This window comes from Stenotrophomonas sp. YJH_SMC_12-1, from assembly GCF_059370935.1.
In genome coordinates this window covers 296,767-320,565 of the sequence record NZ_JCAFUD010000007.1, presented here as the reverse complement: position 1 = coordinate 320,565, position 23,799 = coordinate 296,767, and the positions used below count along the sequence as shown (strand labels likewise).

Annotated in this window: 20 protein-coding genes; 12 read left to right on the top strand and 8 right to left on the bottom strand. The window is 69.0% G+C overall.

Going from position 1 to position 23,799, the window contains the following annotated elements; translation table 11 throughout:
• Nucleotides 1-223: 223 nt before the first annotated feature.
• From recD to recC, 3 genes are read right to left on the bottom strand one after another with little or no spacing between them, the layout of a single operon-like run.
• Nucleotides 224-2,104, bottom strand: a complete 1,881-nt coding sequence (gene recD / locus AC5P8Y_RS14995; protein ID WP_495202044.1) for an exodeoxyribonuclease V subunit alpha — start codon at nucleotides 2,102-2,104, stop codon at nucleotides 224-226.
• Complete coding sequence (gene recB / locus AC5P8Y_RS14990; protein ID WP_322535133.1) at nucleotides 2,101-5,781, bottom strand: exodeoxyribonuclease V subunit beta; 3,681 nt, start codon at nucleotides 5,779-5,781, stop codon at nucleotides 2,101-2,103. Before recB ends, recD begins: the two co-directional genes overlap by 4 nt.
• The gene (recC, locus tag AC5P8Y_RS14985; protein ID WP_164208918.1) at nucleotides 5,778-9,125 is read right to left on the bottom strand and encodes an exodeoxyribonuclease V subunit gamma; all 3,348 of its coding nucleotides are present in this window, start codon (nucleotides 9,123-9,125) and stop codon (nucleotides 5,778-5,780) included. The genes recB and recC overlap by 4 nt, the downstream gene beginning before the upstream one ends.
• Nucleotides 9,126-9,314: 189 nt before the next feature.
• Here recC and AC5P8Y_RS14980 point away from each other — a divergent pair, with 189 nt between their 5' ends.
• From AC5P8Y_RS14980 to AC5P8Y_RS14955, 6 genes are read left to right on the top strand one after another with little or no spacing between them, the layout of a single operon-like run.
• Nucleotides 9,315-10,103, top strand: coding sequence for an ABC transporter ATP-binding protein (locus AC5P8Y_RS14980; RefSeq protein ID WP_005411704.1), 789 nt, complete (start codon nucleotides 9,315-9,317; stop codon nucleotides 10,101-10,103).
• On the top strand, nucleotides 10,103-10,852 hold the full coding sequence (locus tag AC5P8Y_RS14975) for an MlaE family lipid ABC transporter permease subunit (protein ID WP_005414955.1): 750 nt from the start codon (nucleotides 10,103-10,105) through the stop codon (nucleotides 10,850-10,852). Before AC5P8Y_RS14980 ends, AC5P8Y_RS14975 begins: the two co-directional genes overlap by 1 nt.
• A 59-nt stretch (nucleotides 10,853-10,911) precedes the next feature.
• Nucleotides 10,912-11,436, top strand: a complete 525-nt coding sequence (mlaD, locus tag AC5P8Y_RS14970; protein ID WP_005411706.1) for an outer membrane lipid asymmetry maintenance protein MlaD — start codon at nucleotides 10,912-10,914, stop codon at nucleotides 11,434-11,436.
• Nucleotides 11,433-12,101, top strand: a complete 669-nt coding sequence (locus AC5P8Y_RS14965) for an MlaC/ttg2D family ABC transporter substrate-binding protein (protein ID WP_322535131.1) — start codon at nucleotides 11,433-11,435, stop codon at nucleotides 12,099-12,101. The genes mlaD and AC5P8Y_RS14965 overlap by 4 nt, the downstream gene beginning before the upstream one ends.
• On the top strand, nucleotides 12,091-12,402 hold the full coding sequence (locus AC5P8Y_RS14960) for an STAS domain-containing protein (RefSeq protein WP_495202043.1): 312 nt from the start codon (nucleotides 12,091-12,093) through the stop codon (nucleotides 12,400-12,402). The genes AC5P8Y_RS14965 and AC5P8Y_RS14960 overlap by 11 nt, the downstream gene beginning before the upstream one ends.
• 1 nt (nucleotide 12,403) lies before the next feature.
• Nucleotides 12,404-13,420 carry an MlaA family lipoprotein gene (locus AC5P8Y_RS14955; protein ID WP_322535130.1) on the top strand — a complete coding sequence of 339 codons (1,017 nt, stop codon included), beginning with the start codon at nucleotides 12,404-12,406 and terminating at the stop codon, nucleotides 13,418-13,420.
• A 106-nt stretch (nucleotides 13,421-13,526) separates the two neighbouring features.
• Here the strand turns inward: AC5P8Y_RS14955 and AC5P8Y_RS14950 are convergent, their stop codons facing one another.
• The 3 genes from AC5P8Y_RS14950 to AC5P8Y_RS14940 all read right to left on the bottom strand — a co-directional run bounded on the left by AC5P8Y_RS14950 (nucleotide 13,527) and on the right by AC5P8Y_RS14940 (nucleotide 16,228).
• Nucleotides 13,527-14,072 carry a glutathione peroxidase gene (locus tag AC5P8Y_RS14950; protein WP_005411710.1) on the bottom strand — a complete coding sequence of 182 codons (546 nt, stop codon included), beginning with the start codon at nucleotides 14,070-14,072 and terminating at the stop codon, nucleotides 13,527-13,529.
• 126 nt (nucleotides 14,073-14,198) lie between these two features.
• Nucleotides 14,199-14,597, bottom strand: a complete 399-nt coding sequence (locus tag AC5P8Y_RS14945) for a hypothetical protein (protein ID WP_288469273.1) — start codon at nucleotides 14,595-14,597, stop codon at nucleotides 14,199-14,201.
• A 71-nt stretch (nucleotides 14,598-14,668) separates the two neighbouring features.
• Nucleotides 14,669-16,228, bottom strand: a complete 1,560-nt coding sequence (locus tag AC5P8Y_RS14940) for a DNA recombination protein RmuC (protein ID WP_495202042.1) — start codon at nucleotides 16,226-16,228, stop codon at nucleotides 14,669-14,671.
• A 45-nt stretch (nucleotides 16,229-16,273) separates the two neighbouring features.
• Between AC5P8Y_RS14940 and AC5P8Y_RS14935 the strand changes: the two genes are divergently transcribed.
• A complete protein-coding gene (locus AC5P8Y_RS14935) occupies nucleotides 16,274-16,879 on the top strand; it encodes a glutathione S-transferase family protein (RefSeq protein ID WP_495202041.1) in 606 nt (201 codons plus the stop codon).
• 79 nt (nucleotides 16,880-16,958) lie between these two features.
• Here AC5P8Y_RS14935 and AC5P8Y_RS14930 read toward each other — a convergent pair whose 3' ends face one another.
• The gene (locus tag AC5P8Y_RS14930) at nucleotides 16,959-17,966 is read right to left on the bottom strand and encodes a zinc-binding alcohol dehydrogenase family protein (RefSeq protein ID WP_033833553.1); all 1,008 of its coding nucleotides are present in this window, start codon (nucleotides 17,964-17,966) and stop codon (nucleotides 16,959-16,961) included.
• A 91-nt stretch (nucleotides 17,967-18,057) separates the two neighbouring features.
• Here AC5P8Y_RS14930 and AC5P8Y_RS14925 point away from each other — a divergent pair, with 91 nt between their 5' ends.
• From AC5P8Y_RS14925 to AC5P8Y_RS14915, 3 genes are read left to right on the top strand one after another with little or no spacing between them, the layout of a single operon-like run.
• Entirely contained in the window at nucleotides 18,058-19,029 is a 972-nt protein-coding gene (locus AC5P8Y_RS14925) for a LysR family transcriptional regulator (protein ID WP_049402899.1), read from the top strand.
• A gap of 14 nt (nucleotides 19,030-19,043) precedes the next feature.
• Nucleotides 19,044-19,673 (top strand): leucine efflux protein LeuE, encoded by a 630-nt coding sequence (leuE, locus tag AC5P8Y_RS14920; RefSeq protein WP_111108810.1) that lies wholly within the window; start codon nucleotides 19,044-19,046, stop codon nucleotides 19,671-19,673.
• A complete protein-coding gene (locus AC5P8Y_RS14915; RefSeq protein ID WP_495202040.1) occupies nucleotides 19,670-20,104 on the top strand; it encodes a hypothetical protein in 435 nt (144 codons plus the stop codon). The genes leuE and AC5P8Y_RS14915 overlap by 4 nt, the downstream gene beginning before the upstream one ends.
• Nucleotides 20,105-20,127: 23 nt before the next feature.
• On the opposite strand, the gene AC5P8Y_RS14910 is transcribed toward AC5P8Y_RS14915, so the two are convergent.
• Nucleotides 20,128-21,030, bottom strand: coding sequence for a LysR family transcriptional regulator (locus AC5P8Y_RS14910; protein WP_049402901.1), 903 nt, complete (start codon nucleotides 21,028-21,030; stop codon nucleotides 20,128-20,130).
• Between the two features lie 123 nt (nucleotides 21,031-21,153).
• Between AC5P8Y_RS14910 and AC5P8Y_RS14905 the strand changes: the two genes are divergently transcribed.
• On the top strand, nucleotides 21,154-22,149 hold the full coding sequence (locus tag AC5P8Y_RS14905) for an aldo/keto reductase (RefSeq protein WP_049402903.1): 996 nt from the start codon (nucleotides 21,154-21,156) through the stop codon (nucleotides 22,147-22,149).
• 175 nt (nucleotides 22,150-22,324) lie between these two features.
• On the top strand, nucleotides 22,325-23,752 hold the full coding sequence (locus tag AC5P8Y_RS14900) for an amino acid permease (RefSeq protein ID WP_005411719.1): 1,428 nt from the start codon (nucleotides 22,325-22,327) through the stop codon (nucleotides 23,750-23,752).
• Nucleotides 23,753-23,799: the final 47 nt, after the last annotated feature.

Below are 23,799 nucleotides of genomic sequence, written 5' to 3'. Positions count from 1 at the left end.
ACCCACCCCGCCTTCGACAGTTTCCTGCGATCTGCCGGCACGGCGTTCTGCTCTGGTGGGTGTCGACCTTGGTCGACACGGTAGATCCACGGCATGCGTGGATGAACGTCGGAATGATCGAAGTACGCTGTTGTAAAGTCGAGCCATGCTCGACTGCTTCTGCCTGGCGATCAGGTGAAGGGGTCAGAGCCCGTTCCCGATGGGAACGGGATCCGACCCCGATTCAGAACAACTGGCCCTGCACCGTGGGCTGTTCGACGCGCGGCGGTGTTTCGGCCACCTCCTCCGCACCCAGCCGCCAGGCCAGGCCACCCAACCGGCTGGCGTGGCGTTTCAATGCAGCCTGCAGCACATCAGCGCTGCCCGCCACATGCAGTACCTGGCGGGCGCGGGTCAGGCCGGTGTAGACCAGCTCGCGCGACAGCACGCGGCTGTCCTGGCGTGGCAGCTGCAACCACACTTCATCGAACTCCGAGCCCTGTGCCTTGTGCACGGTCATCGCAAAGGCGCTTTCGTGCGCGGGCAGTGCGGCCGGGTGGAAGGCGCGCGGCTGGTCGACGCTGTCGCCGGGGAACCAGGCCACCATCGCGCCACTGCCATCGCGCAGGCAGATGCCGATATCGCCGTTGAACAGGCGGTGCCGGTAGCTGTTCTCGGTCACCAGCAGCAGGCGGCCCTGGAAGTAGCCCGGGGTGTTGCCGGCCAGCAGCTGTTCGATGCGGCTGTTGAGCCCGCGCGCACCCTGCGGGCCTTCGCGCAGCGCGGTCAGCACGCGCAGGCGCCCGGCCTGCTGCAGGGCAAGCGCCGGATCGGCCGCGTCGGCCAGTGCACGCCAGCGGCCCAGCAGGTGCTCGCGCTGGCCGCGCAATGGATCGGCCTCGCCTTCGTGGAAATGCACGCCTGCCAGCGACCCACCGCGCAGCAGCTGCAATGCGGTGCTGCTGTCGCCTTCGCGCACGGCATGCGCCAGTGGTGCCAGGTCCAGCGCATCGCTTTGCCGGTAACCACGTTGCAGCTGCACGCGGCGGCCGGCGAAGGCGCGCGGCGTGGCCTGCGGCTGCAACGTGGCCGGTGCCAACAGACCCTGCAGTGCCTGCGCATCATCGGCGCGGGTGCCGATGCCATCACCGCTGGCGCGCAGGATCGCGCTGAGCACATCACCGGCTTCGACCGAGGGCAACTGATCGGGGTCGCCAAGCAGGATCAGCCGCGTGCCGCTGGCGATCGCATCGACCAGCTTGGCCATCATCGGCAGATCGATCATCGAGGCTTCGTCGACCACCACCACGTCCACCGGCAGCGGGTTGTCGGCGTGGTGGCGGAAGCGCGGCGAATCCGGGATCACGCCGAGCAGGCGATGCAGGGTGGTGCCGGTACTGGGCAGTGCCGCGCATAGCGCCGGGTCCACGCCGTTCTCCTGCAGGCGCTGCACGGCCAGACGCAGGCTCTCGGCCATGCGCTCGGCGGCGCGTCCGGTAGGCGCGGCCAGCGCCACTTCGGGCAGCGGCTGGCCGGCATGCCGCGCCTGCGCCGCCAGCAGCAGCAACAGGCGCGCGATGGTGGTGGTCTTGCCGGTGCCGGGGCCGCCAGTCACCAGCGCCAGCGGATGGCGCAGGGTCACGCCGGCGGCACGGGCCTGGTGATCTTCGCTGCCCAGTGCCTGCGGGAACAGCTGCGCGAACAACGGTGCCAGCGCGGCCATGTCCGGTGCCGGCAGCGGATGCCGGCCGATGCGCTGCAGCCCGGCGGCCAACTGCCGTTCGTACTCGCGGTAGCGGCGCAGGTAGAGCAGGCCGTTCTCCAGCACCAGCGGCGCATCCTCGGCGATGGCGTCGGCCTGCTCGGGTATAGCCACCCAAGGCGATGCGCGCAGTTGTGCCAGCCAGTCCTGCGCGGCGGGCCACTCGGGCACCCCTTCCAGCAGGCGCTGCGGCTGCGCCGGATCGAAGCCGGCGTGGCCCTGCGCCACCGCCAGCGAGGCCAGCGCCGCCGCCAGCGCCACGCTCTCCGGCGTGTCGCCGCGCAGCCGCATCAGGCTGGTCGCCAACGCGTGGTCGAGGGTGCGCAGCAGGCCCTTCTGGTGCAGTTCCTTCAGCAGGCTCATGCGCCGGCCCCACGGGCACGTGCGGCCAGTTCGGCCTGGGCCTGTTCGCCACCGGCGAACAACGCATCCAGTGCATCCACCAGCGCCAGCGGGAAACGGTCCACATGCACGCCGTTGTCGGTGCCATCGAGGCCGCGGCAGAACAGGTAGCGGATGCCGCCCATGTCACGCTCGTAGTCGTAGGCCGCGCCCAGGCGGAAGCGCAGCCAGCGATGCAGGGCCACGGTATAGATCAGCGCCTGCAGGTCGTACTCGCTGTGGCGCATGGCGATGGCCAGCAGGTCCTGGCTGTAGCCGGGCAGACGATTGGATTTGTAGTCGAGCACGTACCAGCGTCCGTCGCGCACGTAGGTCAGGTCGATCATGCCGGTCATCAGCCCTTCCAGGCGGCGGCGCTGGCCGAAGCCTCGACGACCACTGGAAACACCGTGGGCATGCAGCACCTGCAGCAGCGCCGGCACCGTGGTCGGCTCGATGGCGAAATGGAAGTCGATTTCCGCGCGCCGCTCGCCTTCGCCCAGGCTGTAAAGGGCGCCGCCTTCGGGCAGCGGCACGGTGAGCGTGTGGCCGACCAGCGGCACCAGCACGGCCACGCCATCGTCCAGGTCGACGTCGGCATAGCCTTCGTCATGCAGCGCCTTGCGTAGCACCTCGGCCTGTCCCTCGGGCGCTTCCCGGCCCGGCTGCCAGTCACCCCAGGCAGCGAAGTCGACGTTCTCCATCGCCTCGTGCAGCACGTTGCCGAAGCGGCTGCCCATGAAGCGCGGGTCGATCGGCGCGCTGTCTTCGACGACGGCGGTGGGTTCGGGCAGCGCCGGTTCCAGCGGCAGTTCCGGGCCGGCCGGTTCATCGGCGGCCGGTGCCGGCAGCTCGGTGGCGGCGGCTTCAATATCACTGCCAGCGCCCGCATCGGCATGCGCCAGCTGGGTGAAGCTGTAGACCCACCAGTCATGCGGCACGCGCCGGGTCAGTGCACGTACCGCCGGCAGGTCACCTTCCACTTCGGCCGCCAGCTGCGGCAGCGCGGCCGGTGCCTCGCTGTCATCAATATGCACATCGGCATGCGCGCGCAGCGCCTGCAGGTCACCCAACAGTGGCGCCAGACGCGTCCTGCCGAGCCCGGCCAGATCACCCACGGCGATCCACAGCGCATGCTCGGCGCGGGTCAGTCCCACATAGAGCAGGCGCGCATCCTCGGCACGCTGCTCGCGCTCACGCTGCGCGTTGGCCGCTTCCCAGGCCTCGTCCTTGTCCAGCTTCCAGTGCAGCTGGCGCTGGCCCCCAAAGTGCACGGTGCAGTGCGAGGCGGTGTTCGGCGCGCCGCCGTCGATGCCGACGAAGGGCAGGAACACCAGCGGATACTCCAGGCCCTTGCTCTTGTGCAGGGTGATGATCTGCACGCGGCGCGCATCCGACTCCAGGCGCAGGAGCTGCTGCTCGTCATCCTGGTCGGCACTGGCCATCTGCCCCTGCAGCCAGTCCAGCAGGCCATGCATGCCCAGCGCCTGCGCCGAGGCCTCCTGCAGCAGTTCACCCAGCTGCAGGTAATTGGTCAGGCGGCGCTCGCCATCGATCAGCGCCAGCAGGCGTTCACCCTGTGCGGCACAGACATCGGCAATCACTGCGAACGGTCCCCCGCGCTGCCAGCGCTCGCGCCAATGCAGCAGCTGTGCCTGGAACCCGCGTTGCAGGTCACCTTCGCGTTCCATTGCCGCGATCGCGCTGGCCCGCTGGCCAAGCAGCACGGTGGCCAGCGCTGCACGCAGGCGGCCTTCGTCGGCCGGTTGCAGCAGTGCCAGCAGCAGCGCACGAAGGTCGCGGGCTTCAGCAGTGGCGAACAGGCTCTGATTGCCGGCCGCCACCGCGGGAATGCCGACCGCGGCCAGCGCACGCTGTACCAGGGTGGCCTCGCGATGCGAGCGCACCAGCACCGCGATATCACCGGGCTGCACCGGTCGCCCACGCAACACGGCATTGCCCGCGCGCGCATCGACCAGGATCTGGTGAATCGCGGCGACGCAGGCCTGGGTCGCCGCATCGCGCGAGGCATCGGCGCCCATCGCCTTGTCACCGCCACTGCGCAGCACGCGCAGGGTGAGTGCCTTGGCGGCCTGGCCGGCGCGCAGGTAGTCCGCATCGCTGCGCACGCCACCGGGCCGCACCGGCTCGAACCGGATGTCGCGTTCGAGGAAGGCGTCTTCGCCACCGTTGTCGTACAGCGCCTGCAACGCGCGCAACACAGACGGTCGCGAGCGGAAGTTCTGGTCCAGCACCGGCGCCTGCTGCGCCACCTGCTTGGCCTTCAGGTAGGTGTGGATGTCGCCACCGCGGAAACCGTAGATCGCCTGCTTGGGGTCGCCGATCAGGAACAGCGCCGGCGTCAGGCCGAGTTCGCGCACCTCCGGCGAATCGCCGAACACGGTGTGGAAGATGCCCCACTGGCGATCGTCGGTGTCCTGGAACTCATCGACCAGCGCGATGCGGTACTGCGCACGCAGTTGCCTGACCAGCGTCAGCCGCTGCGGGCCTTCCAGGGCGAGCGCTACGCCATCAATCAGATCGTCGTAGGTCTGTACCCGGCGCGTACGCTTCAGCGCCTGCAGGCGCTGCGTGGCTTCGGCGCGAAGCGTGTGCAGGAAATCCAGCGCGGTGCCACGCAGCCAGGCATCGCGTTCGGCCAGCAGCGCAACATAGCGCGCCAACGGCGCCTGCAATGGCGACGACGGCGTGCGATCAGGGAATTTCTTGTTGGTCTTGTCGGACAGCACCTCCGGCAGCAGTGCCGGCAGGCGATCGCTGGCCAGCAGCTCGCGCGGGTCGGCGCGCTCGGCCCAGGCCAGCAGCTGCCGGCCCAGCGGGTGCAGCCAGCCCAGCTTGTATGACACGCCGTTGAGCCACTTGTTGTCGACGGCATCGCAGAGGTCGATGAAGAACTGCTCGCCATGCTCGCGCACGCTTGCGGACAGGGCTTCCGCCGCGCTCTGCAATGCCGGGCGTGGATCGGCCAGCGCCGCCGGCCGCGGCAGCGGATGCAGCGGCGGCGTGCCCAGCAGCGCGCGCAGATCGGCGGCCAGCGCGTCGGGGCTCGACCACAGCCAGGTCAGCGGCTCCAGCGTGGCCGGGTCGTTGGCATGCACGCGCCACAGATCGGCCGCGAGCTCCTCCAGCAGTTCACGGTCGCTGGCCAGCAGTTCCGGCGGATCAAAGGTGTGGCCGCTTTCCAGCGCATGCTCGCGCAGCACGCGGGTACAGAAACCATGAATGGTGAAGATGGACGCCAGGTCGATCTCGTCTGCGGCCACCTGCAGGCGGCGTTTCAGTGCGGCGGCGCTCTCGGTGCCGCCCCGCAGATGGCGCTGCAGTACGTCACGCGTCAATCGTACCTCCGGTGCTTCACCGTCGGCCGCTTCCAGGTCGACCAGGCGCGCGGCCAGCGCCAGCCGCTCGCGGATGCGCTTGCGCAGTTCCTGGGTGGCGGCATCGGTGAAGGTCACCGCCAGGATCTGGCCGATGCGCAGGCCCTGCTCCACCACCAGGCGGGTGAACAACGTGGCCAGGGTGAAGGTCTTGCCGGTGCCGGCGCTGGCTTCGATCAGCCGGATGCCCTCCAGCGGCAGCGCCAGATAGGGATCGCGGCTGGGGGATTCGAGGCCGTCTTCGGCGATGGCGGTGTTCATGCGTTGCCCTCCTGGCGTGCTTCGGTGCCGAGAGCGCGGCCTTCGCGCACCGCGCTGAAGACCAGCTGGCTGTTGCGCAGCAGGTCAGCGTAGCCGGCATCGGTAGCGAACGGGTCGGCACCCCGCAGCAGCAGCTGCCAGGCGTCGCTGCTGGATTCACCCCAGCTGCGGTCGCTGCCGTGCCACTGCTTCCAGCCTTCGCTGCGCTGCTTTTCTGCTGGCGCGTTGTACAGCACCCAGCCGGTGTACGGGGCAAAGCGCAGCGGCTCGCGCAGGCCACGCTGGCGCAGCTGCAGCAGCGCACGCAGCGCCGCACGTGCAGCGGGAACGCTCAGTGTCGGCAGTACATGCGGGCCGGGACCGGCGTCGCCGCCGTCATGGAACTGCACAAGCGGCAGCGCGTCGCCCGCCGCGTTCGCCAGCAGCCAGTCCAGGCCGTGGCGGATCACTGCATTGCCATTGAGCGTGCCGGCACGCAGGCGCACCAGCCCTTCGGGATGCCGATCGGCCACGCGGCCATGCAGGCGCACGCCATCGATGTCCACTTCGTAGCGACGGCTTTCCAGTGGTTCGCCCTGCATCCAGCCCAGCAGCGCACTGGCATATGGGCGTGTTTTCAACTGCTCCACCTCGAACTGACGCTCGCCCAATGGACCCGACGGCAGCAGGCCACGCGCGCGCAGGCGTGGGTACAACGGCTCGGTATCGCCGCTGAGCGTGGCGCGCACTACCGCCGCCTGCACGCTGCGCTTTTCCGGCCCGCGCGAGGACAGCACCAGCGGTTCCAGGTCATCCACCTCCTCGACCTCGTCGGCCAGGCGCAGGCCCAGCGACTGAGCGAGGAACTGCCCGGCCGGGTCGCACAGGAAGCGGCGCAGAGTATCGAGCGCGACCTCCCCCTCCACCGCGTCGTCGAGCGGCGGCGGCAACGGTGCATCGAACCACGGCTGCAGGCCGCCGCGCTGGCCGGTGAGGCGACCGGCGGCCGGATGCCACTGGCGGCGATAGCTGAAGCGACGCGGATCGCCATCACCGAACGCCGCCGGTGAGAACGGCTGCAGGGCGTGGCGCACGGTGAAGTCGCGGACCGCCGCAGGCGGATCGAGGTGATACGCGGCGGCGGCATCGATCAGTTCACTGACCAGCACCGACGGCTCGCGCACGCTGCCATCGCGCGGATCGGCGCCGAGATAGCTGAGATAGAACACCTCCTGCGCGGCGGCGAACAGCTGCAGGAACAGGAAGCGGTCATCCTCGCGGGTGGAGCGGTCGCCCGGACGGCGGCGCGGCGTATCCAGCTCGGCGGTGAGCTGGTTGAGACCGGCAGCGGGGTCACGGCGCGGGAAATCGCCATCATTGAGGCCGAGCACGCAGATCACCCGGAACGGCAGCAGGCGCATCGGCACCATGCGGCCGAAACTGATGCCACCGGTCAGCAGCGGTGCGCGCGTATCGGCCTCGCCCAGCGCGCCGGCGAAGTGCGCGCGCACCACCTCCGGCGGCACGCCTTCCTCGAAGCCGGCCTTGGCGGCATCTTCGGCGAACTGGTTGAGCAGCTTGCGCAGGCGCTCCAGCGCGCGCTGGCTGTTGGGGGAACTGGGCGCGGTGGGCAGCAGTGCATCCAGCAGCGACAGCAGGCGTTGCCGCCACTGCGCCGGGGTCAGCAGCTCGCCCAGTCGGCGCTGGTAGATGGCCAGCACGCGCAGCAGGCGCAGCAGCCGGTCCAGCGCGTCCAGCGCGCCGCCTTCCAGTTCGATCCACGGCGCCACGCCGGCCAGGTCGGCCTCGCTGCCGGCGGCGTGGCCGAGTACCAGGCGATCCAGCGCGAACTGCCAGGTGTAGGCGTCGTCGGCCGGTGCCTGGTGCTGGTTGCGGTGTTTCGCATCGAGGCCCCAGCGTGCACCGGCCTGTTGCAGCCAGCCATGCAGGCGGTCGAAGTCCACCGCTTCCAGCCCGGCCGCCTCGGCCAGCGGCGCGCTGGCCAGCAGGTCCAGCACTTCGTTCAAGCCAAAGCGCGAGACCGGCAGGCCCAGCAGGTGCACGAACACATCGGCCAACGGCTCGCCGGCCAGCGGACTGCTGTCGGCCAGCGCATACGGAATGTGTTCCTCCTCGCCGCCGCGACCGCCGAACACCGCTTCCAGGTACGGCACATAGGGATCGATGTCCGGCGCCAGCACCGCGATCTCGCGCGCCTGCAGCGGCGGGTCGAAGCGCGGGTCCTGCAGCAGGCTGCGCAGCTGGTCGTGCAGCACCTGCAGCTCGCGCAGGCGGGTATGGCAGGCATGCACCTGCAGGCTGGGGTCGTCGCTGCGCAGGCCGTCGCGCAGCTCGCCCGAGGGCAGCGCGCGGCGGTGGAACAGGTCACGCTGCAGGCGATGCAGCAGGCTGTCGGACAGGCCGCCTTCGTCCAGGGTCGGGCGGGTGTCCTCCTCCGGATCGGAATAGGCAGCGATTTCGCCGGCCGGATGCACCACCTCGTAACTGCCCAGCACCGCCATGAAGTCGCGCCCGGCCGCACCCCAGGCTTCCAGCAGGCGGTTCTCGCCGGCCGCTTCGCCGAAGGGGTCCGGTGCGCCGCTGCGCAGGCGTTCGGCCAGCGTCTGCAGGTCGCCCCAGTACGACTGCACCGGGGTAGGCATATAGAAATGCAGCTCGCCCACCCGCGCCTGGGTGGCCATCACCCGCAGCACGTCGGGCGAGATGTTGAGCGTTGCGAACGCAGACATGCGCGGTGGCAAGCCCTTCGGCAGCGGTTGGCCGGCCCCTTCGAAACGGTCCAGGTATTCCTGGATGCGGCGCGCGCGGTAGTCGTGGCCCTGGGTGATGGTGCGCCACAGGATCGCCTGCGGGTCGGCAGGATCGGCACCGGCTGCCCAGCGCAGCAGCCAGTCACGGCGCCACGCCTGGTACTTCTCGAATACCGAGGCCAGCTCGCCGGCCAGCGCCCAGGGTTTCAATGCGTCACCGCCGGCAAGATAGGACTGCAGCGCACGCATCGGTGGCTGCGCCAGCAATGTCGGGTCGCGCAGGGCCTGGTACAGCTTCCAATGCAGGCCGGCCGCGTCCAGATCGTCCTGCTCGCCGCTGACGTTGGCCTTCAGCGCGCGGGCCACGAACTCGCCCGGGGTGAGGAATTCGAGGTTGGCGGCGACACCGAATTCGGCGGCCAGTGTCGCTTGCAGCCAGCGGCGCATCGCCACCTGCGGGATCAACACCACTTCCGGCGCCAGCAACGGCTGGCCTGGCACCGGCGCACGCACGTTGCGCGCCAGCAGCGCGGCCAGCACGTCCAGCGAGTTGGAATGGTAGAGGCGGAAATCGCTGCCTGGGTCACTCATCATGCACAGTGTGCAGGACGGCAGGCAGTATTCAATGGTCGGCCCATCGACGGTACGGATTGTTCCGGGCTGCCGGCCGATTGTCCCGGCCTGCGCCACGCCCTGCCGTGCAACAATACTGCACCGTCCAGTCTGCTTATGTTCAGCCGGCTGGCCCGATCCTTCGATGTCTAAAAAACGTTAATGGTGCCCATGTCGGCTTCCACCTCCAGTCTGGTGCAGTTGTCCAACGTCCGCATCGACCGGAGCGGACGCACGATCCTGCGTGACGTGTCGCTGCAGGTGCCGCAGGGCAGCATCACCGCCGTGCTCGGCCCCTCCGGCAGCGGCAAGTCGACCCTGCTGGCGGCGCTGACCGGCGAACTGCGACCGGTGGCCGGCGACGTTACCCTGTTCGGCAAGCCGATCCCGCATGACAGCAGCGCGCTGCTGGAGATGCGCAAGAGCGTGGGCGTGCTGCTGCAGGGCAATGGTCTGCTGACCGACCTCACCGTGGCCGAGAACGTCGCCCTGCCGCTGCGTACGCATACCCGCCTGCCGGCCGCCGTGCTGCGCCGGCTGGTGGAGATGAAGCTGCATGCGGTGGGCCTGCTGGCCGCCGCCGACGCCTGGCCGCGCGAGCTGTCCGGCGGCATGGCGCGCCGTGTGGCGCTGGCCCGTGCGCTGGCGCTGGACCCGCCGCTGATGATCTACGACGAGCCGCTGACCGGGCTGGACCCGATCGCCTCCGGGGTGATCATGAGCCTGATCCAGCGCCTCAACCACAGCTTGGGCCTGACAAGCATCATCGTCAGCCACCACGTGCACGAGACCCTGCCGATCTGCGACCAGGTGATCGCCATCGCCAATGGCGGCGTCGTGTTCCAAGGGACGCCCGAGGCACTGCAGTCCAGCCAGGATCCGCTGCTGCGGCAGTTCCTGCATGGCCAGCCGGATGGCCCGATTCCGTTCGATGCCGCGCCACGCGCGAGGGTTGCCTGATGCCGTTCGTCCAAGCCACCCGCTCGCTGGGCCGCGCCGGGCTGTTCTCGCTGACCGTGCTGCGCGGTTCCCTGCCGACCCGTGATTTCCTGGCCGAACTGACCCGCGAGATCTACAAGATCGGCGCGCGCTCGCTGCCGATCATCGCCGTCGGTGGCGCCTTCGTCGGCCTGGTGCTGACCCTGCAGGGCTACCGCACGCTGACCACCTTCGGCGCGGCCGACGCGTTGTCGACCCTGCTTGGCCTGTCGCTGTACCGCGAACTGGCGCCGGTGCTGACCGCGCTGCTGTTCATCGGCCGCGCCGGCAGTTCGATCGCCGCCGAGCTGGGCCTGATGCGCGCCACCGACCAGATCAAGGCGCTGGAGCTGATGGCGATCGACCCGGTGGCCAAGGCCGTGGCGCCACGCTTCTGGGCGGCGGTGCTGACCGTGCCGCTGCTGACCGGCATCTTCTGCTCGCTGGCGATCAGTGCCAGCTACTTCGAGGCCGTGCACGTGCTGGGCCTGGACAATGGCGTGTTCTGGTCGGCGCTGCGCAACAGCGTCGATTTCTGGGATGACTTCGGCGTGGCGATGCTGAAGTCGGCGATCTTCGGCGGCACCGCCGCGCTGGTCGCCGCCTATGTTGGTTTCCATGCCGAGCCGACCATTGAAGGCACGTCGGTGGCGACCACCCGTGCAGTGGTCAACGCTTCGCTGCTGGTGCTGATGTTCAACTTCGTTCTGTCGGCAATGTTGTTCACCTAACCCCTCCACCGGCGGTGCGCAGGCGCGCGCGGCCACCACGACTCGATCAGGTAATCCACATGGCCATCCGCGGTCCCAGACTCGAATTCTCCGTCGGCGCTTTCCTGCTGCTGGCCCTGGCCTCGCTGATGGTGCTGGCGGTGGCCTCGACCAACCAGCGCTGGAGCTGGGGCAGCCAGGGCTACGAGCTGAAGGCGCGCTTCTCCCAGGTCGGCCAGCTGCGCAAGCAGGCGCCGGTGAAGATCGGCGGCGTCACCGTCGGCCAGGTCGCCTCCATCGACCTGGACCCGGTGAAGTTCGAATCGATCGTGACCCTGCGCATGGACAGCAAGGTCAAGGACCTGCCGGCGGACACCTCGGCCGGCATCTTCACCAGTGGTTTGCTCGGCGAGAGCTATATCGGACTGCAGCCGGGCGGTGATCCGGACGTGCTGAAGGCCGGCGACGAAATTGTCTTCACCCAGCCGGCGGTTGACCTGATCCAGCTGGTCGGCAAGTACATGTTCAGTGGCGGCGCCGGTGGCGGCGCTGCCCAGAAGCCCAACGATGGCGCGCAGGCGCCTGCAACGGAACCGCAACCATGAAGATGAAACTGATCCCGGCCCTGCTCGCCTCGGCGCTGCTGGCGGCTACTCCGTTCCTCGCCCAGGCCCAGGCCCAGGCCGCCGCCCCCGCCGCTGCCGCGGCGCAGGGCCAGGCCGGCAAGGTGGTGATCGATGCCGGCACGCGCATCCTCACCACCCTGCAGCAGCGCAGGAGCGAATTCGGCAGCAATCCCGCCAGCCTGCGCAACTACATCGACAGCGAACTGAACCGCACCTTCGACCGCGACTATGCCGCGCGCCTGGTGCTGGGCCCGCATGCCCGTGGTGCCTCGGATGCCGACATCAAGCTGTTCGCCGATGCCATGGCCGACAGCCTCATGCAGCGCTACGGTTCGACCCTGCTCAACATCCAGGGCAAGCCGAGCTTCCGCCTGAAGGGTGAAAGCCCGCTGCCGGGCAACCGCGGCGTGCGCGTGAGCACCGAGCTGGTGCGTGCCGGCAGCGAGCCGACCCCGGTCGAGTACTGGATGCGCAACGTGAACGGCCAGTGGAAGATCTTCGACGTCAACATCGAAGGCATCTCCTACGTGCAGACGTTCCGCAACCAGTTCGACACCCCGCTGCGCCAGAAGGGCATCAAGCAGGTGGCCAGCGAGCTGCACAGCGGCAGCATGCAGGCCGGGCCCGCGGGCAATGGCAAGTAACGCACTGGCACTGCTGGAAGGCGACACCCTGCGCCTGCGCGGGGTGCTCGACCGCGCTGCGGTGATCACGCTATGGCCGCAGCTGCAGGCCCTGCCTGCAAAGCTGGCACGGCTGGATCTGGCTGAGGTCGAACGCGTGGACAGCGCCGGCCTGGCCCTGCTGGCCGAGCTGGCGGCACGTGCGCGCAAGGCCGGCCATCCGCTGGTGATCACCGGCGCGCCGGCTGGCTACAACGAACTGAGCGCGGCCTACCGGCTGTCGCCCAACCTGGATTTCAACGCTACTTCTGCTGCGAGCTGACATGAACGTCGTGCGCACTCTCCCCCTGATCGTCCTGGCCACCGCCCTCACCGCCTGTGCCGGCAAGCCCGCGCGCAGCGATGCACCGGCAGCCAGCACCGTGGTCCCGGCCAGTTCTTCCACCTCGCCCGCCGCCGCGGCCACCGATGCCGGCACGGCTGACGCTGCCTTGGTCGCGCCGGTGGCCAATCCGCCGGCTGCTGCCGCATCGTCGCCGGCTGCGCCCACCGACAGCGGCGACGGCAGCGCGGCGAAGACCTCAGCCGCCACCGCGCCCGGTGGCGATGACGACTTCGATGCCCTCTATGGCGGTGCCGGCAACACCACCAACGCAGCGGCCTACGATCCGTGGGAACCATTCAACCGCAAGGTGCACAAGTTCAACAACGCGGTCGACCGCGGCGTCGCGCGTCCGCTGGCCACCGCCTATACCCACGTGGTGCCGCGCTTCGCCCGCACTGGCGTCAGCAACTTCTTCAGCAACCTGCGCGCGCCGGTGACCATCACCAACCAGCTGCTGCAGGGCCGCGGTGCCGATGCATGGGACAGCCTCGGCCGCTTCCTGATGAACAGCACGCTGGGCATCGGTGGCCTGTTCGATCCGGCCAGCAAGGCGATGGTACCGCGCCGCAATGAGGACTTCGGCCAGACCCTGGGTGCCTGGGGCTGGCGTCGTTCGCGCTACGTGGAACTGCCGTTCTTCGGCCCGCGTACCGTGCGCGACGTGTTCGGCCTGGCCGGCGACATTCCGCTGTCGCCGATCCGCCGTATCGAAGAGGACAAGGTCCGCATCGGCCTGCAGGGCCTGCAGCTGGTCGATACCCGCGCGCAGCTGCTGGCGATCGACGACCTGCGTGACACTGCCGTGGACGAGTACTCGCTGGTGCGCGATGCATGGATGCAGCGTCGCAACTACCAGATCGAGAACGATCTGCGCAGCAAGCGCGAGCGTGGCCACGACGATGCCAATTCGCCGATCCCGGTCGATGCGATGCCGATGCCGCAGTGGACGCACTGAGTCCTGTCAGCGACGCATGAAAAACCCCGCCTCGGCGGGGTTTTTCTTTGGCGCCGTGGGTGGGGTCGGAGCCCTTTCCCGTGGAAAGGGATCCGACCCCGGCCGATCAGGCAGCCAGCGCGGCTTCGATGGCTTCGCGCAGGCGCGCGTCGTCAGCCGCCACGTCCGGGGCGAAGCGGGCGATGACCTTGCCGTCGCGGCCGACCAGGAACTTCTCGAAGTTCCACAGCACCGCCGGCGCGGCGTGGATTGGAATCTCCTTGCTGGCCAGGCGCTCGCGCAGCGGGCCTTCGCCGATCGACTGCGGCTGCGCAGCGGTCAGCTGCTGGTACAGCGGGTGGGTGTCGTCACCGGCCACGCTGATCTTGGAGAACATCGGGAAACTGACATCGTAGGTGAGCTGGCAGAACTGCTGGATCTCCGCTTCGCTGCCCGGCTCCTGGCCGAGGAAGTTGTTGGCCGGGAAGCCCAGCACTTCCAGGCCCTGTGCGTGCTTTTCCGCATACAGCGCCTGCAGGCCTTCGTACTGCGGGGTCAGGCCGCACTTGGAGGCGACGTTGACCAGCAGCAGTACCTTGCCCTGGTAGTCGGCAAGCGAGGACGGCTGGCCGTCGATGGTGGTGAGGGAAATGTCCTGGATCGAAGTGCTCACGCGGGGGCTCCGGCAACAGCGGGGAATGGCCCACCAGCATAGCGCCGCGCGATGTCGGTCGTGCCGGCCGCTGGCCGGCAATCGTGCGATCGTTCGCAAGGGTTCATGAGGCTGCCGGCACTACGATCAGTCCACGCAGATCATGCCCTGCGCCTTGCCCTCATCAATGCGCTGGCGGCAGCCGAAGTTCTGGCGGGCATCGCGCTGGCAGGTGCCGGTGGCGGGGCTGCCAACCGCCACTTCGCCGCCGGCAAGGCACTGGCCCGTGCAGTCGCACTTGCGGCTGCAGGCCTTGCCGGCATCGGCGTAGGGAACCACGCACTGTTCGCGCTGCAGCCGGCCCAGCCGCTGCAGGGTGCCGCCAGCGGCCTGGCAGTCCACATCGCGCGCTTCGCGGTAGGCCTCGGCCGCTTCGGGACTGGTGGCTGCGGCGGGTGCCGCCGCCGGATTGGCAGCCGGCGGTGCGCTGCTGCAGGCGACAAGCAGCGCGGTCAGGATGAGACTGGTGCAGAGGCGCAGGCGCATGGCGTTACCTGATCCAGTAGGACAGGCCGCCAGCATACGCATCGACCATGCAGGCGGCGTGTCGACGTAGCTCAGGCTTCGTCGCCGTCGTCGCCTTCGTTGCCTTCGTCCTCGGCCGTGGCATCAGCATCGGCCAGGCCGCCCAGCAGGGATTGCGCCTGCTCTGACGCCAGCGACTCCACGCCACGCAGGCGGCGTTCGATGGTGCGGGTCTTGCGGCTGGCCTCGCCGATGCTGCGGCCAACGGTAGTGATCTGCTTCTCGGCCTTTTCCAGGATGCCGGCGAACTTCCCGAACTCGCTCTTGACCGCACCCAGCAGGCTCCACACCTCGCTGGAACGCTGCTCGATGGCCAGCGTGCGAAAGCCCATCTGCAGGCTGTTGAGCAACGCAGTGAACGTGGTCGGTCCGGCGACCACCACACGGTGCTCGCGCTGCAGCAGGTCAACCAGGCCCGGGCGCCGGATCACCTCGGCATACAGGCCTTCGGTGGGCAGGAACATCACCGCGAAGTCCGTGGTGTGCGGTGGCACGATGTACTTGTCGCAGATCGACTTGGCCTGCACGCGCACCGCGCGCTCCAGCTGGATGCCCTGCAGGCGCACGCCTTCGGCATCGCCCTGTTCCTGTGCGTCCAGCAGGCGCTCGTAGTCCTCGCGCGGGAACTTGGAGTCGATCGGCAGCCACACCGGCGTGTCGTCGCTGCTGCGGCCCGGCAGGCGCACGGCGATATCGACCATCTCGCCACTATCCGGGCGCACCCTCACCGCGCGCGCGTACTGCTCCTGGGTGAGTGTCTGCTCGAGGATGTTCTCCAGCTGCACTTCGCCCCAGCTGCCGCGGTTCTTGACGTTCGTCAGCACGCGCTTGAGGTCGCCCACGCCGGTGGCCAGCTGCTGCATCTCGCCGAGGCCACGCTGCACCTGTTCCAGGCGCTCGGAGACGAGCTTGAAGGAATTGCCCAGCCGCGTTTCCAGCGTCGACTGCAGCTTCTCGTCCACGGTGTGGCGCATCTGCTCCAGCTTCTGCGCGTTGTCGTTCTGCAGCGCGCGCAGCTGTTCCTCCAGCGTGGCACGCATCTCAGCGATGCGCTGTTCGTTGCGCTGGGTCAGTTCCTGCAGGCGCAGGCCCAGACTGTCGGTCAGGCGCTGCTGCGACAGCGCGCCCTCCTCGCGGCCCTTGCGTGCATCGTCCACCAGGGTCTGGCGCAGCGCCCCGAGCTGGGTATCGGTGCGCGCAGTGAGCTCCTGCAGCTGCTGGCCAAACGCATGGATGCGTGCCTCCTGCTGCTGGCCGAAGGTTTCCAGCTGGCCGCGCAGTTCCTGCAGGCGCTGCCCCATGAGTGCGGCGCCACGCTGCTGGCTCTCCGCCGCCTCGGCACGCGCCTTGCGGGCGTCCTCGCCCAGCGCCTCGCGCAGCAGGTCCAGGCGCTGGTCGGTGCGGGTGGACAGATCGGTCAGCGCGCGGGCAAAGCCATCGAGCTGTTCGCGCAGCTCGCTGCGCCCGGCGCGCGCCTCCTCACGCACCGCCTGTTCGAGGCGGTCGTGCGGCGGGCGGCGCAGCAGGGCGACCAGCTGCAGGATGAGCACGGCCAATAGAAGGCCGCCAATGAGCAGATATTCGGTTTGCATGGGGCAAGTGTAGGCTGGCGGAGTCTCAGCTGCTGCGCCAGAACCATGCTCGCTCTGTACGGAAAGCCCACCTCCATCAACGTGCGCAAGGTGCTGTGGCTGTGCGCGGGGCTGGATCTGCCCCTGCGCCACGAGCCTGCGCCACCCGCGGACCTGCTGGCCGCACTGAATCCGAACCGGCAGGTACCGGTGCTGCGCGATGGCGACTTCGTGCTGTGGGAGTCCAACAGCATCTGCCGCTACCTGGTCGCCCGCGCCGGCCGTGACGACCTGTTGCCCGCAGCAACGCAGGCCCGGGCCCGGGTGGAGCAGTGGATGGACTGGCAGGCCAGCGACCTCAACAGCGCCTGGCGCCATGTGTTCATGGCGCGCGTGCGCCAGCATCCGGACTACCCGGACGATGCCCGCGCCGAGGCCAGCCTGGCGCAGTGGAACCGGTTGATGGGGGTGCTTGATGCACAGCTGGCCGCTTCCGACGGCTATGTGGCGGGCGACACCTTTACCCTCGCCGATATCGTGCTGGGGCTGTCGACCCAGCGCTGGCGCAGCACGCCCGGCCACAAGCCCGCGCTGCCACACCTCGCGGCGTGGTTCGAACGCCTGCGCCAGCAGCCCGGTTTCGCCGAACACGTCGACAATGGCGTGGCCTGAGACAGGGGTCAGATCCCTTTCCCGGGGGAAAGGGACCTGACCCCAAGAGCGACCCCAAGGGCGCGGGAACGACCCGGCCTTACCAGCCTTCCAGCACGATCTTGCCCTTGGCGCGGTGACTCTCCAGCAGCGCATGCGCGCGCCGCAGGTTGGCCGCGTCGATGCGCCCGAAATGCTCGCCCAGGGTGGTCTGCAGCACGCCGGCATCGATCAGCTCGGCCACCCGGTTCAGCAGGTCGTGCTGGCGCTGCATGTCCGCGGTCTTGTACAGCGGGCGGGTGAACATCGACTCCCAGTGCAGTGACAGTGCCTTTCGCTTGAGCGCCATCACATCCACCTGGCCGGGGTCGTCGATCAGGCCGAACTGGCCCTGCGGCGCCAGCAGCTCCACGATCTGCGCGTAGTGCTGGTCGGAGTGGGTCAGGCTGGCCACGTGCTGCACCTCGCTGATGCCCAGCCGTGCCAGTCCCTCGGCCAGCGGCAGGCTGTGGTCGATCACGTGGTGCGCGCCCATCGCATACACCCAGTCCTGGGTGTCCGGGCGCGATGCGGTGCCGATCACCGTCAGTTTCGTCAGCTTCCGCGCCAGCTGCACCAGGATCGAACCGACACCGCCAGCAGCACCGATCACCAGCAGGGTCTGGCCTTCACCGCCGCCCTCGGGAATGCGCAGGCGGTCGAACAGCAGCTCCCAGGCCGTGATCGCGGTCAGCGGCAGCGCGGCGGCGGCCGCATCGCCGAGACTGGCCGGCTTGCGACCGACGCTGCGCTCGTCCACCAGCTGGTACTCGGCATTGCTGCCCGGGCGGTCGATCACGCCGGCGTAGTAGACCGCGTCGCCAGGCTGGAACAGGGTGACTTCGCTGCCCACCGCGTCGACGATGCCGACCGCATCCCAGCCCAGCACGCGCGGGCCGTCGGTGGCCACGCCGCGGCGGACTTTGGTGTCGACCGGGTTCACCGCCACCGCGCGCACCGCCACCCGCAGGTCGCGTGGGCCGGGCTGCGGCAGTTCCAGTTCGATATCGATCAGGGCCCGGATGTCGTCGATCGGCAGGCCGGCGTGGGTGTAGGCAATGGCGCGCATGGCAGCGGTCCAGTGGGGAAGGAGTGCACAGGTTGCGCCGCGCACGGTCGATCAGAAAGGCGCAGAATCGGGCAGCACTTTCACTCCGGCAATGAAGATGATCCGCTTCGACGACCTGCAGTTGTTCGTCCGCACGGCCGCACTGGGCAGCTTCTCGCAGGCGGCCCGCGAGGCCGATCTGTTACCCGGCCAGGTCGCTGCAGCCGTGGCGCGGCTGGAACGCGAACTGGACCTGCGCCTGTTCGTGCGTACCACCCGCAGCCTGCGCCTGACCGGCGAGGGCGCGCTGTACCTGCCGTATGCGCAGGAGGTACTGGCTACCCTGCGCGAGGGGCGGGCCCGCGTACAGGGCGAGGACGCCGAACTGCACGGCACGCTGCAGCTGTCGGCACCGTCGGACTTTGGTCGCAACCTGCTGCTGCCGTGGCTGACCGCGTTCCGAGCCGCGCATCCACGGCTGCGCCTGCACCTGCGGCTGTCCGATGAAGTGGCCGACGTGTTCCGCGATCCGGTCGATGTGGCGATCCGCATCGGCCACTTCGACGACGCCAGCTACGTGGCCCTGCCCCTGCTCGAAGGCAACCGTCGTGTGCTCGCGGCTTCGCCCGATTACCTGCAGCGACGGGGCACGCCGGTGCGCCTGGACGAACTGCGCGAGCACGATTGCCTGGTCTACCAGCTCAGTGGCCGTGCCTACGATCGCTGGTCGTTCGAGGTCGACGGGCGCCGCACCGTGATCCCGGTGCGCGGCCCGCTGGTCTGCGACGACGCCGACGTGGTGCGGCGCTGGGCGGTGGCCGGCGAAGGCATCACCTACAAGTCCTGGCTGGACCTGCGCGAGGACGTGCTGGCCGGGCGCCTGCAGCTGCTGCTCGACGGTGTTGGCAGCAGCATTCCGTTGCAGCTGGTATGCCCGCACCGCAAGCAGTTCTCGCCCGCGGTACGGCAACTGCACGCGCAGCTGCGCCAGCACCTGCAACCGCTGCTGTCTGGCATGCCCGATGGACTTCCCCGCCCCCTGTCGCCCACCCCGGTGCTGGCCGACAATGGCGGCCCCCCGTAAGAGAGAACACCGCCATGCCGTGGATGGGCATCCAGGACCTGTGGACGTTTCTGGTCGCCGTGCTGGTGTTTCTCGCCCTGCCCGGCCCCGGCACCTTCACCCTGCTGACCGCCACCGGCCGTGGCGGCGTGCGCGGCGGCTACACCGCACTGGCCGGACTGCTGGTCGGCGATCAGATCCTGATGTGGCTGGCGCTGGCCGGTGTGGCCGCACTGCTGAAGGCCAACCCCTTGGTCTTCCACGCTGTGCAGTACCTGGGTGCGGCCTACCTGCTATGGGTGGGCATCAGCCTGCTGCGCACGCCGAAGCACGAGGGCGGTGATGCTGGTCCGATCCGCATGCAGCCGGGCCGCTACTTCCAGCAGGCGATCCTGGTCAGCCTGCTCAACCCGAAGGCGATCCTGTTCTACATGGCCTTCCTGCCGCTGTTCATCGATCCGAAGGCGCACCAGGGCATCGCGACCTTCGCGGCCCTGGCCGGCATCATCCTGGTGGTCAGCATCGCCTACTGCTCGATGCTGATCGGCGTGGGCAACCTGGCCCGCCGCCGGTTGATCCAGCATCCGCGCATCAGCGATGCGCTGCGCCGGGTGGCCGGCCTGTTCCTGGTCGGGTTCGGCATCCGGTTGGGGCTGAACGGATGATCCGGCGCGCGCTGGTGCTGGTGTTCATCGGGCTTCTGGCCGACACCGCAGCGGCCAGCGTGCAGGACCATCGCTGCCTGACGGGCGGTCGCAACGACGGCATCCACCTGCTGTGGCGCTGGCTGGACGATGGCAGCGCCGACGTGCAGTACGCCGGGCAGCGCGGCCGCCTGCAGCTGCAACGGGTGTCGCAGGAAACGACGGTGCTGGACGAAGACCGCCCGTACCAGTTCGACAGCGTCTGGGAAGAACGCATCGATGGGCGCCTCAACGGCCGCTACCTGCTGAGCACGCAGGGCGCGCTGGTGCTGGACCTGAGCTACGAACGCGCCCGTGATGGCCGTCGCACCACCTTCCACGATAACGGCGAGGCGTGGCAGGAGGATGGCTGCCATTGGCCGGGAGGCGTAGCGGCGCGCGTGGTCGATTGAAGCATGCCAACCAAGGTTGGCATCTACCGGTCGTGCATCTCCGCGCGCAGGTGGTCGATGAACACCCGCAGCTTGGGCGCCATCTGCTCACGCGCGGGGTAGTACAGGTGGAAGCCGGGGAATGGCGGCTGCCAGTCCTGCAGCACGCTCTGCAGTCGCCCAGCGTTGATGTCGTCGGCCATCAACGAGGCGAAGCCCTGGGCCATGCCCAGACCCGCCAGCACGGCACCATGGGCGACGCCGGCATCGTTGAACACCAGCCGCCCGCTCACTTGCACGTCCAGGTCGTGGCCTTCGCGGCTGAACTCCCAGGGCATCAGCCGGCCGTTGGCCAGCCGGTGCACGATGCAGGCGTGGCCCTGCAGGTCATGCGGGGTCTGCGGCACGCCATGGCGTTCGAAATAGGCCGGCGTGGCCACCACCACCTGCCGCTCGGGTGGCCCGACCGGCACCGCGATCATGCCCTGTGCGAGTGATTCGCCGAGGCGGATGCCGGCATCGAAGCCCTCGGCCACCAGATCGGTCAGCGCCGGGTCGACGCGCAGTTCCACCTGCACCTGCGGGTAACGCGCAAGAAAATCGGGCAGCCGCGGCAGGACCATGCGATCGGCGACGATGCGCGGCAGGGTCACACGCAGTCGCCCGGCAGGCACCGAGCGCGCGCTGTCCAGTTCGGCAAAGGCCTGGTCGATCTGGTCCAGGCCGCCGCGCACGCGTTGCAGGAAACGCGCGCCGTGTTCGGTCAGGCTGACCCGCCGCGTGGTCCGCTGCAGCAGGCGCACGCCCATCCGCGCTTCCAGCGCGCGCACGCTCTGCGACAGCGCCGAGGTCGACACGCCCAGGGCATCGGCGGCGCGGGTAAAGCTGGCATGCTCGGCCACGTGGACGAAGGCGACCACAGCGGTGAGGGGGACGGAGGCATCCATTGTGAAGCCAGCCTTCAAGGTAAGTCCGGTGATCGGCAGTTTATCCACATGATGGCGTGGAGGATGCTGTGCCCCTCGCCGCTGCCCCTCCAGGCGTGGCGCCCTTGCCCTAAGGAGATCCGCATGAAGACCCGTACTCTCGGCCCTGCCGGCCCCACCGTGTCCGCCCTTGGACTGGGCTGCATGGGCATGAGCGCCTACTACGGCGGCCGTGGCAGTGACGATGACGGCATTGCCGTCATCCGGCACGCGCTGGACCGTGGCGTGAGCCTGCTCGACACCGCCGATGTGTATGGCCCGCACACCAACGAGGTGCTGGTCGGCCGCGCGATCGCCGGCCGCCGCGACCAGGTGTTCCTGGCCAGCAAGTTCGGCATCGGCCTGGACCCGGCTGACCCGAAGGCGCGGCAGGTCAACGGCCATCCGGACTATGTGCAGGCCGCCTGCGAGGCCAGCCTGCGCCGGCTGGGCGTGGACCACATCGACCTCTACTACCAGCACCGCGTCGACCCCAGCGTGCCGATCGAGGACACCGTCGGTGCGATGGCACGTCTGGTGGAACAGGGCAAGGTGCGCTGGCTGGGCCTGTCCGAGGCCTCGGCGGCCACCCTCCGCCGCGCCCATGCGGTGCACCCGATCACCGCGGTGCAGAGCGAGTACTCGCTGTGGTCGCGCGAGCCGGAACAGAACGCGGTGCTGGCCACCACGGAGGAACTGGGCATCGGCTTCGTGCCGTATTCGCCGCTGGGCCGTGGCTTCCTGACCGGCGCCATCCGCAGCCCGGATGACTTCGACACCGACGATTACCGGCGCACCTCGCCCCGCTTCGAAGGCGAAAACTTCCAGCGCAACCTGGCACTGGTGGATACCGTGCAGGCGCTGGCCGCCGAGCGCGGCATCGCCGCCTCGCAGCTGGCGCTGGCCTGGGTGCTGTCGCGCGGCGAGCACATCGTGCCCATCCCGGGCACGACGCGGCGGGCACGGCTGGACGAGAACCTCGCTGCGCTGCAGGTGGAACTGGACACGGCCACGCTGGACGCACTGGACGCGGCCTTCCCGCTGCATGCCGCGGCCGGTGACCGCTACTCGGTCAGCGGCATGGCCAACATCGAGTCGTAGCAGCGGCCGGGACGGACGCACACCGGTGGCTACCGCCGGATTGTGCCGATTCCGGCAGCCTGGCCGGGGCGCAGCGCGCGCCCGGCCATGCATGACCCCGGTCAGTGGTAATGCTGCGCTGCGTTCGGTCACACTCGGGAACTTGTCGTTCTTAGTCACCCCTTCCGAGGCCTGCATGTCCCTGTTCCGGCGCAAGTCCCTAGATTCCGTCACCGTCCACGAAGCCGGCAGGCGCCTGATCCCGACGCTCAGCTGGCCGCACCTGATTGCGCTGGGCATCGGCGCCATCGTCGGTACCGGCATCTACACGCTGATCGGCGTGGGTGCCAACCTGGCCGGCCCGGCCGTGCTGATCTCCTTCGCGATTGCCGGTGCGGTCTGCGCCTGCGCGGCACTGTCCTACGCCGAACTGTCGACGATGATGCCGGCCGCCGGCAGTGCCTACACCTACAGCTACAGTGCGCTGGGCGAGGTGTTCGCCTGGGTGGTGGGCTGGAGCCTGATCCTGGAGTACTCGCTGGTGGTGAGTACGGTGGCGGTGGGCTGGTCAGGCTACTTCGTCGGCTTCCTCGAATGGGTCCATACCCAGTTCGGCTGGAATGTGCACCTGCCGGCCTGGCTGGCCGCCGGCCCGCACGTGGAAGGCGGCATGATCAACCTGCCGGCGATCATCATCACCTGGCTGGTGGCCGGCATGCTGATGGCCGGCACCAAGGAAAGCGCCACGCTCAACGCCATCCTGGTGGTGTTCAAGCTGATCGCGCTGGCCATCTTCGTCGCCGTGGCCCTGCCCGCCTTCGACAGCGCCAACCTGCAGCCGTTCATGCCGTATGGTTTCGCCAAGTCGATGGGCCCCGACGGCGTCGAGCACGGCGTGATGGCGGCGGCAGCCATCATCTTCTTCGCCTTCTACGGCTTCGATGCGATCTCCACCGCCGCCGAGGAGACCAAGAACCCGGGCCGCGACCTGTCGATCGGCATCATCGGTTCGATGATCGGCTGCACCATCGTCTACGTGCTGGTGGCGCTGGCGGCCGTCGGTGCGATGAGCTACGCGGTGTTCGGCCACAGCGCCGAGCCGCTGGCGCTGATCATGCGCCAGCTGGGCCATCCGACCGCGGCAATGGTGATCGGCGTGATCGCGATCATCGCCCTGCCGACGGTGCTGCTGGCCTTCCTGTACGGCCAGAGCCGCATCTTCTTTGTGATGAGCCGCGATGGCCTGCTGCCGCGTGGCCTGTCCAAGGTCAACGCACGCACCGGCACGCCGGTGGCGACCACGCTGTTCACCGCAGTGGTGGTGTCGGCGCTGGCCGGTGTGGCGCGCCTGGACGAGATTGCCGCGCTGGCCAACGCCGGTACCCTGGCCGCGTTCACCGCCGTCGGCATCTGCCTGGTGGTGCTGCGCCTGCGCGAGCCGAACCGCGAGCGCACGTTCCGCACGCCGCTGGCCTTCGTGGTCGGCCCGCTGGCCGCGCTGGGCTGCATCTACCTGTTCCTCAGCCTGCCGCACACCACCCAGCTGTATTTCCTGCTGTGGAACGTGGCCGGCCTGGTGCTGTACTTCCTGTACAGCCGTCGCCACGCGCTGATCGCGAAATAACCGGATCGCCGGTAGTGCCGGCCAGCGGCCGGCACTACCGCAGGGCG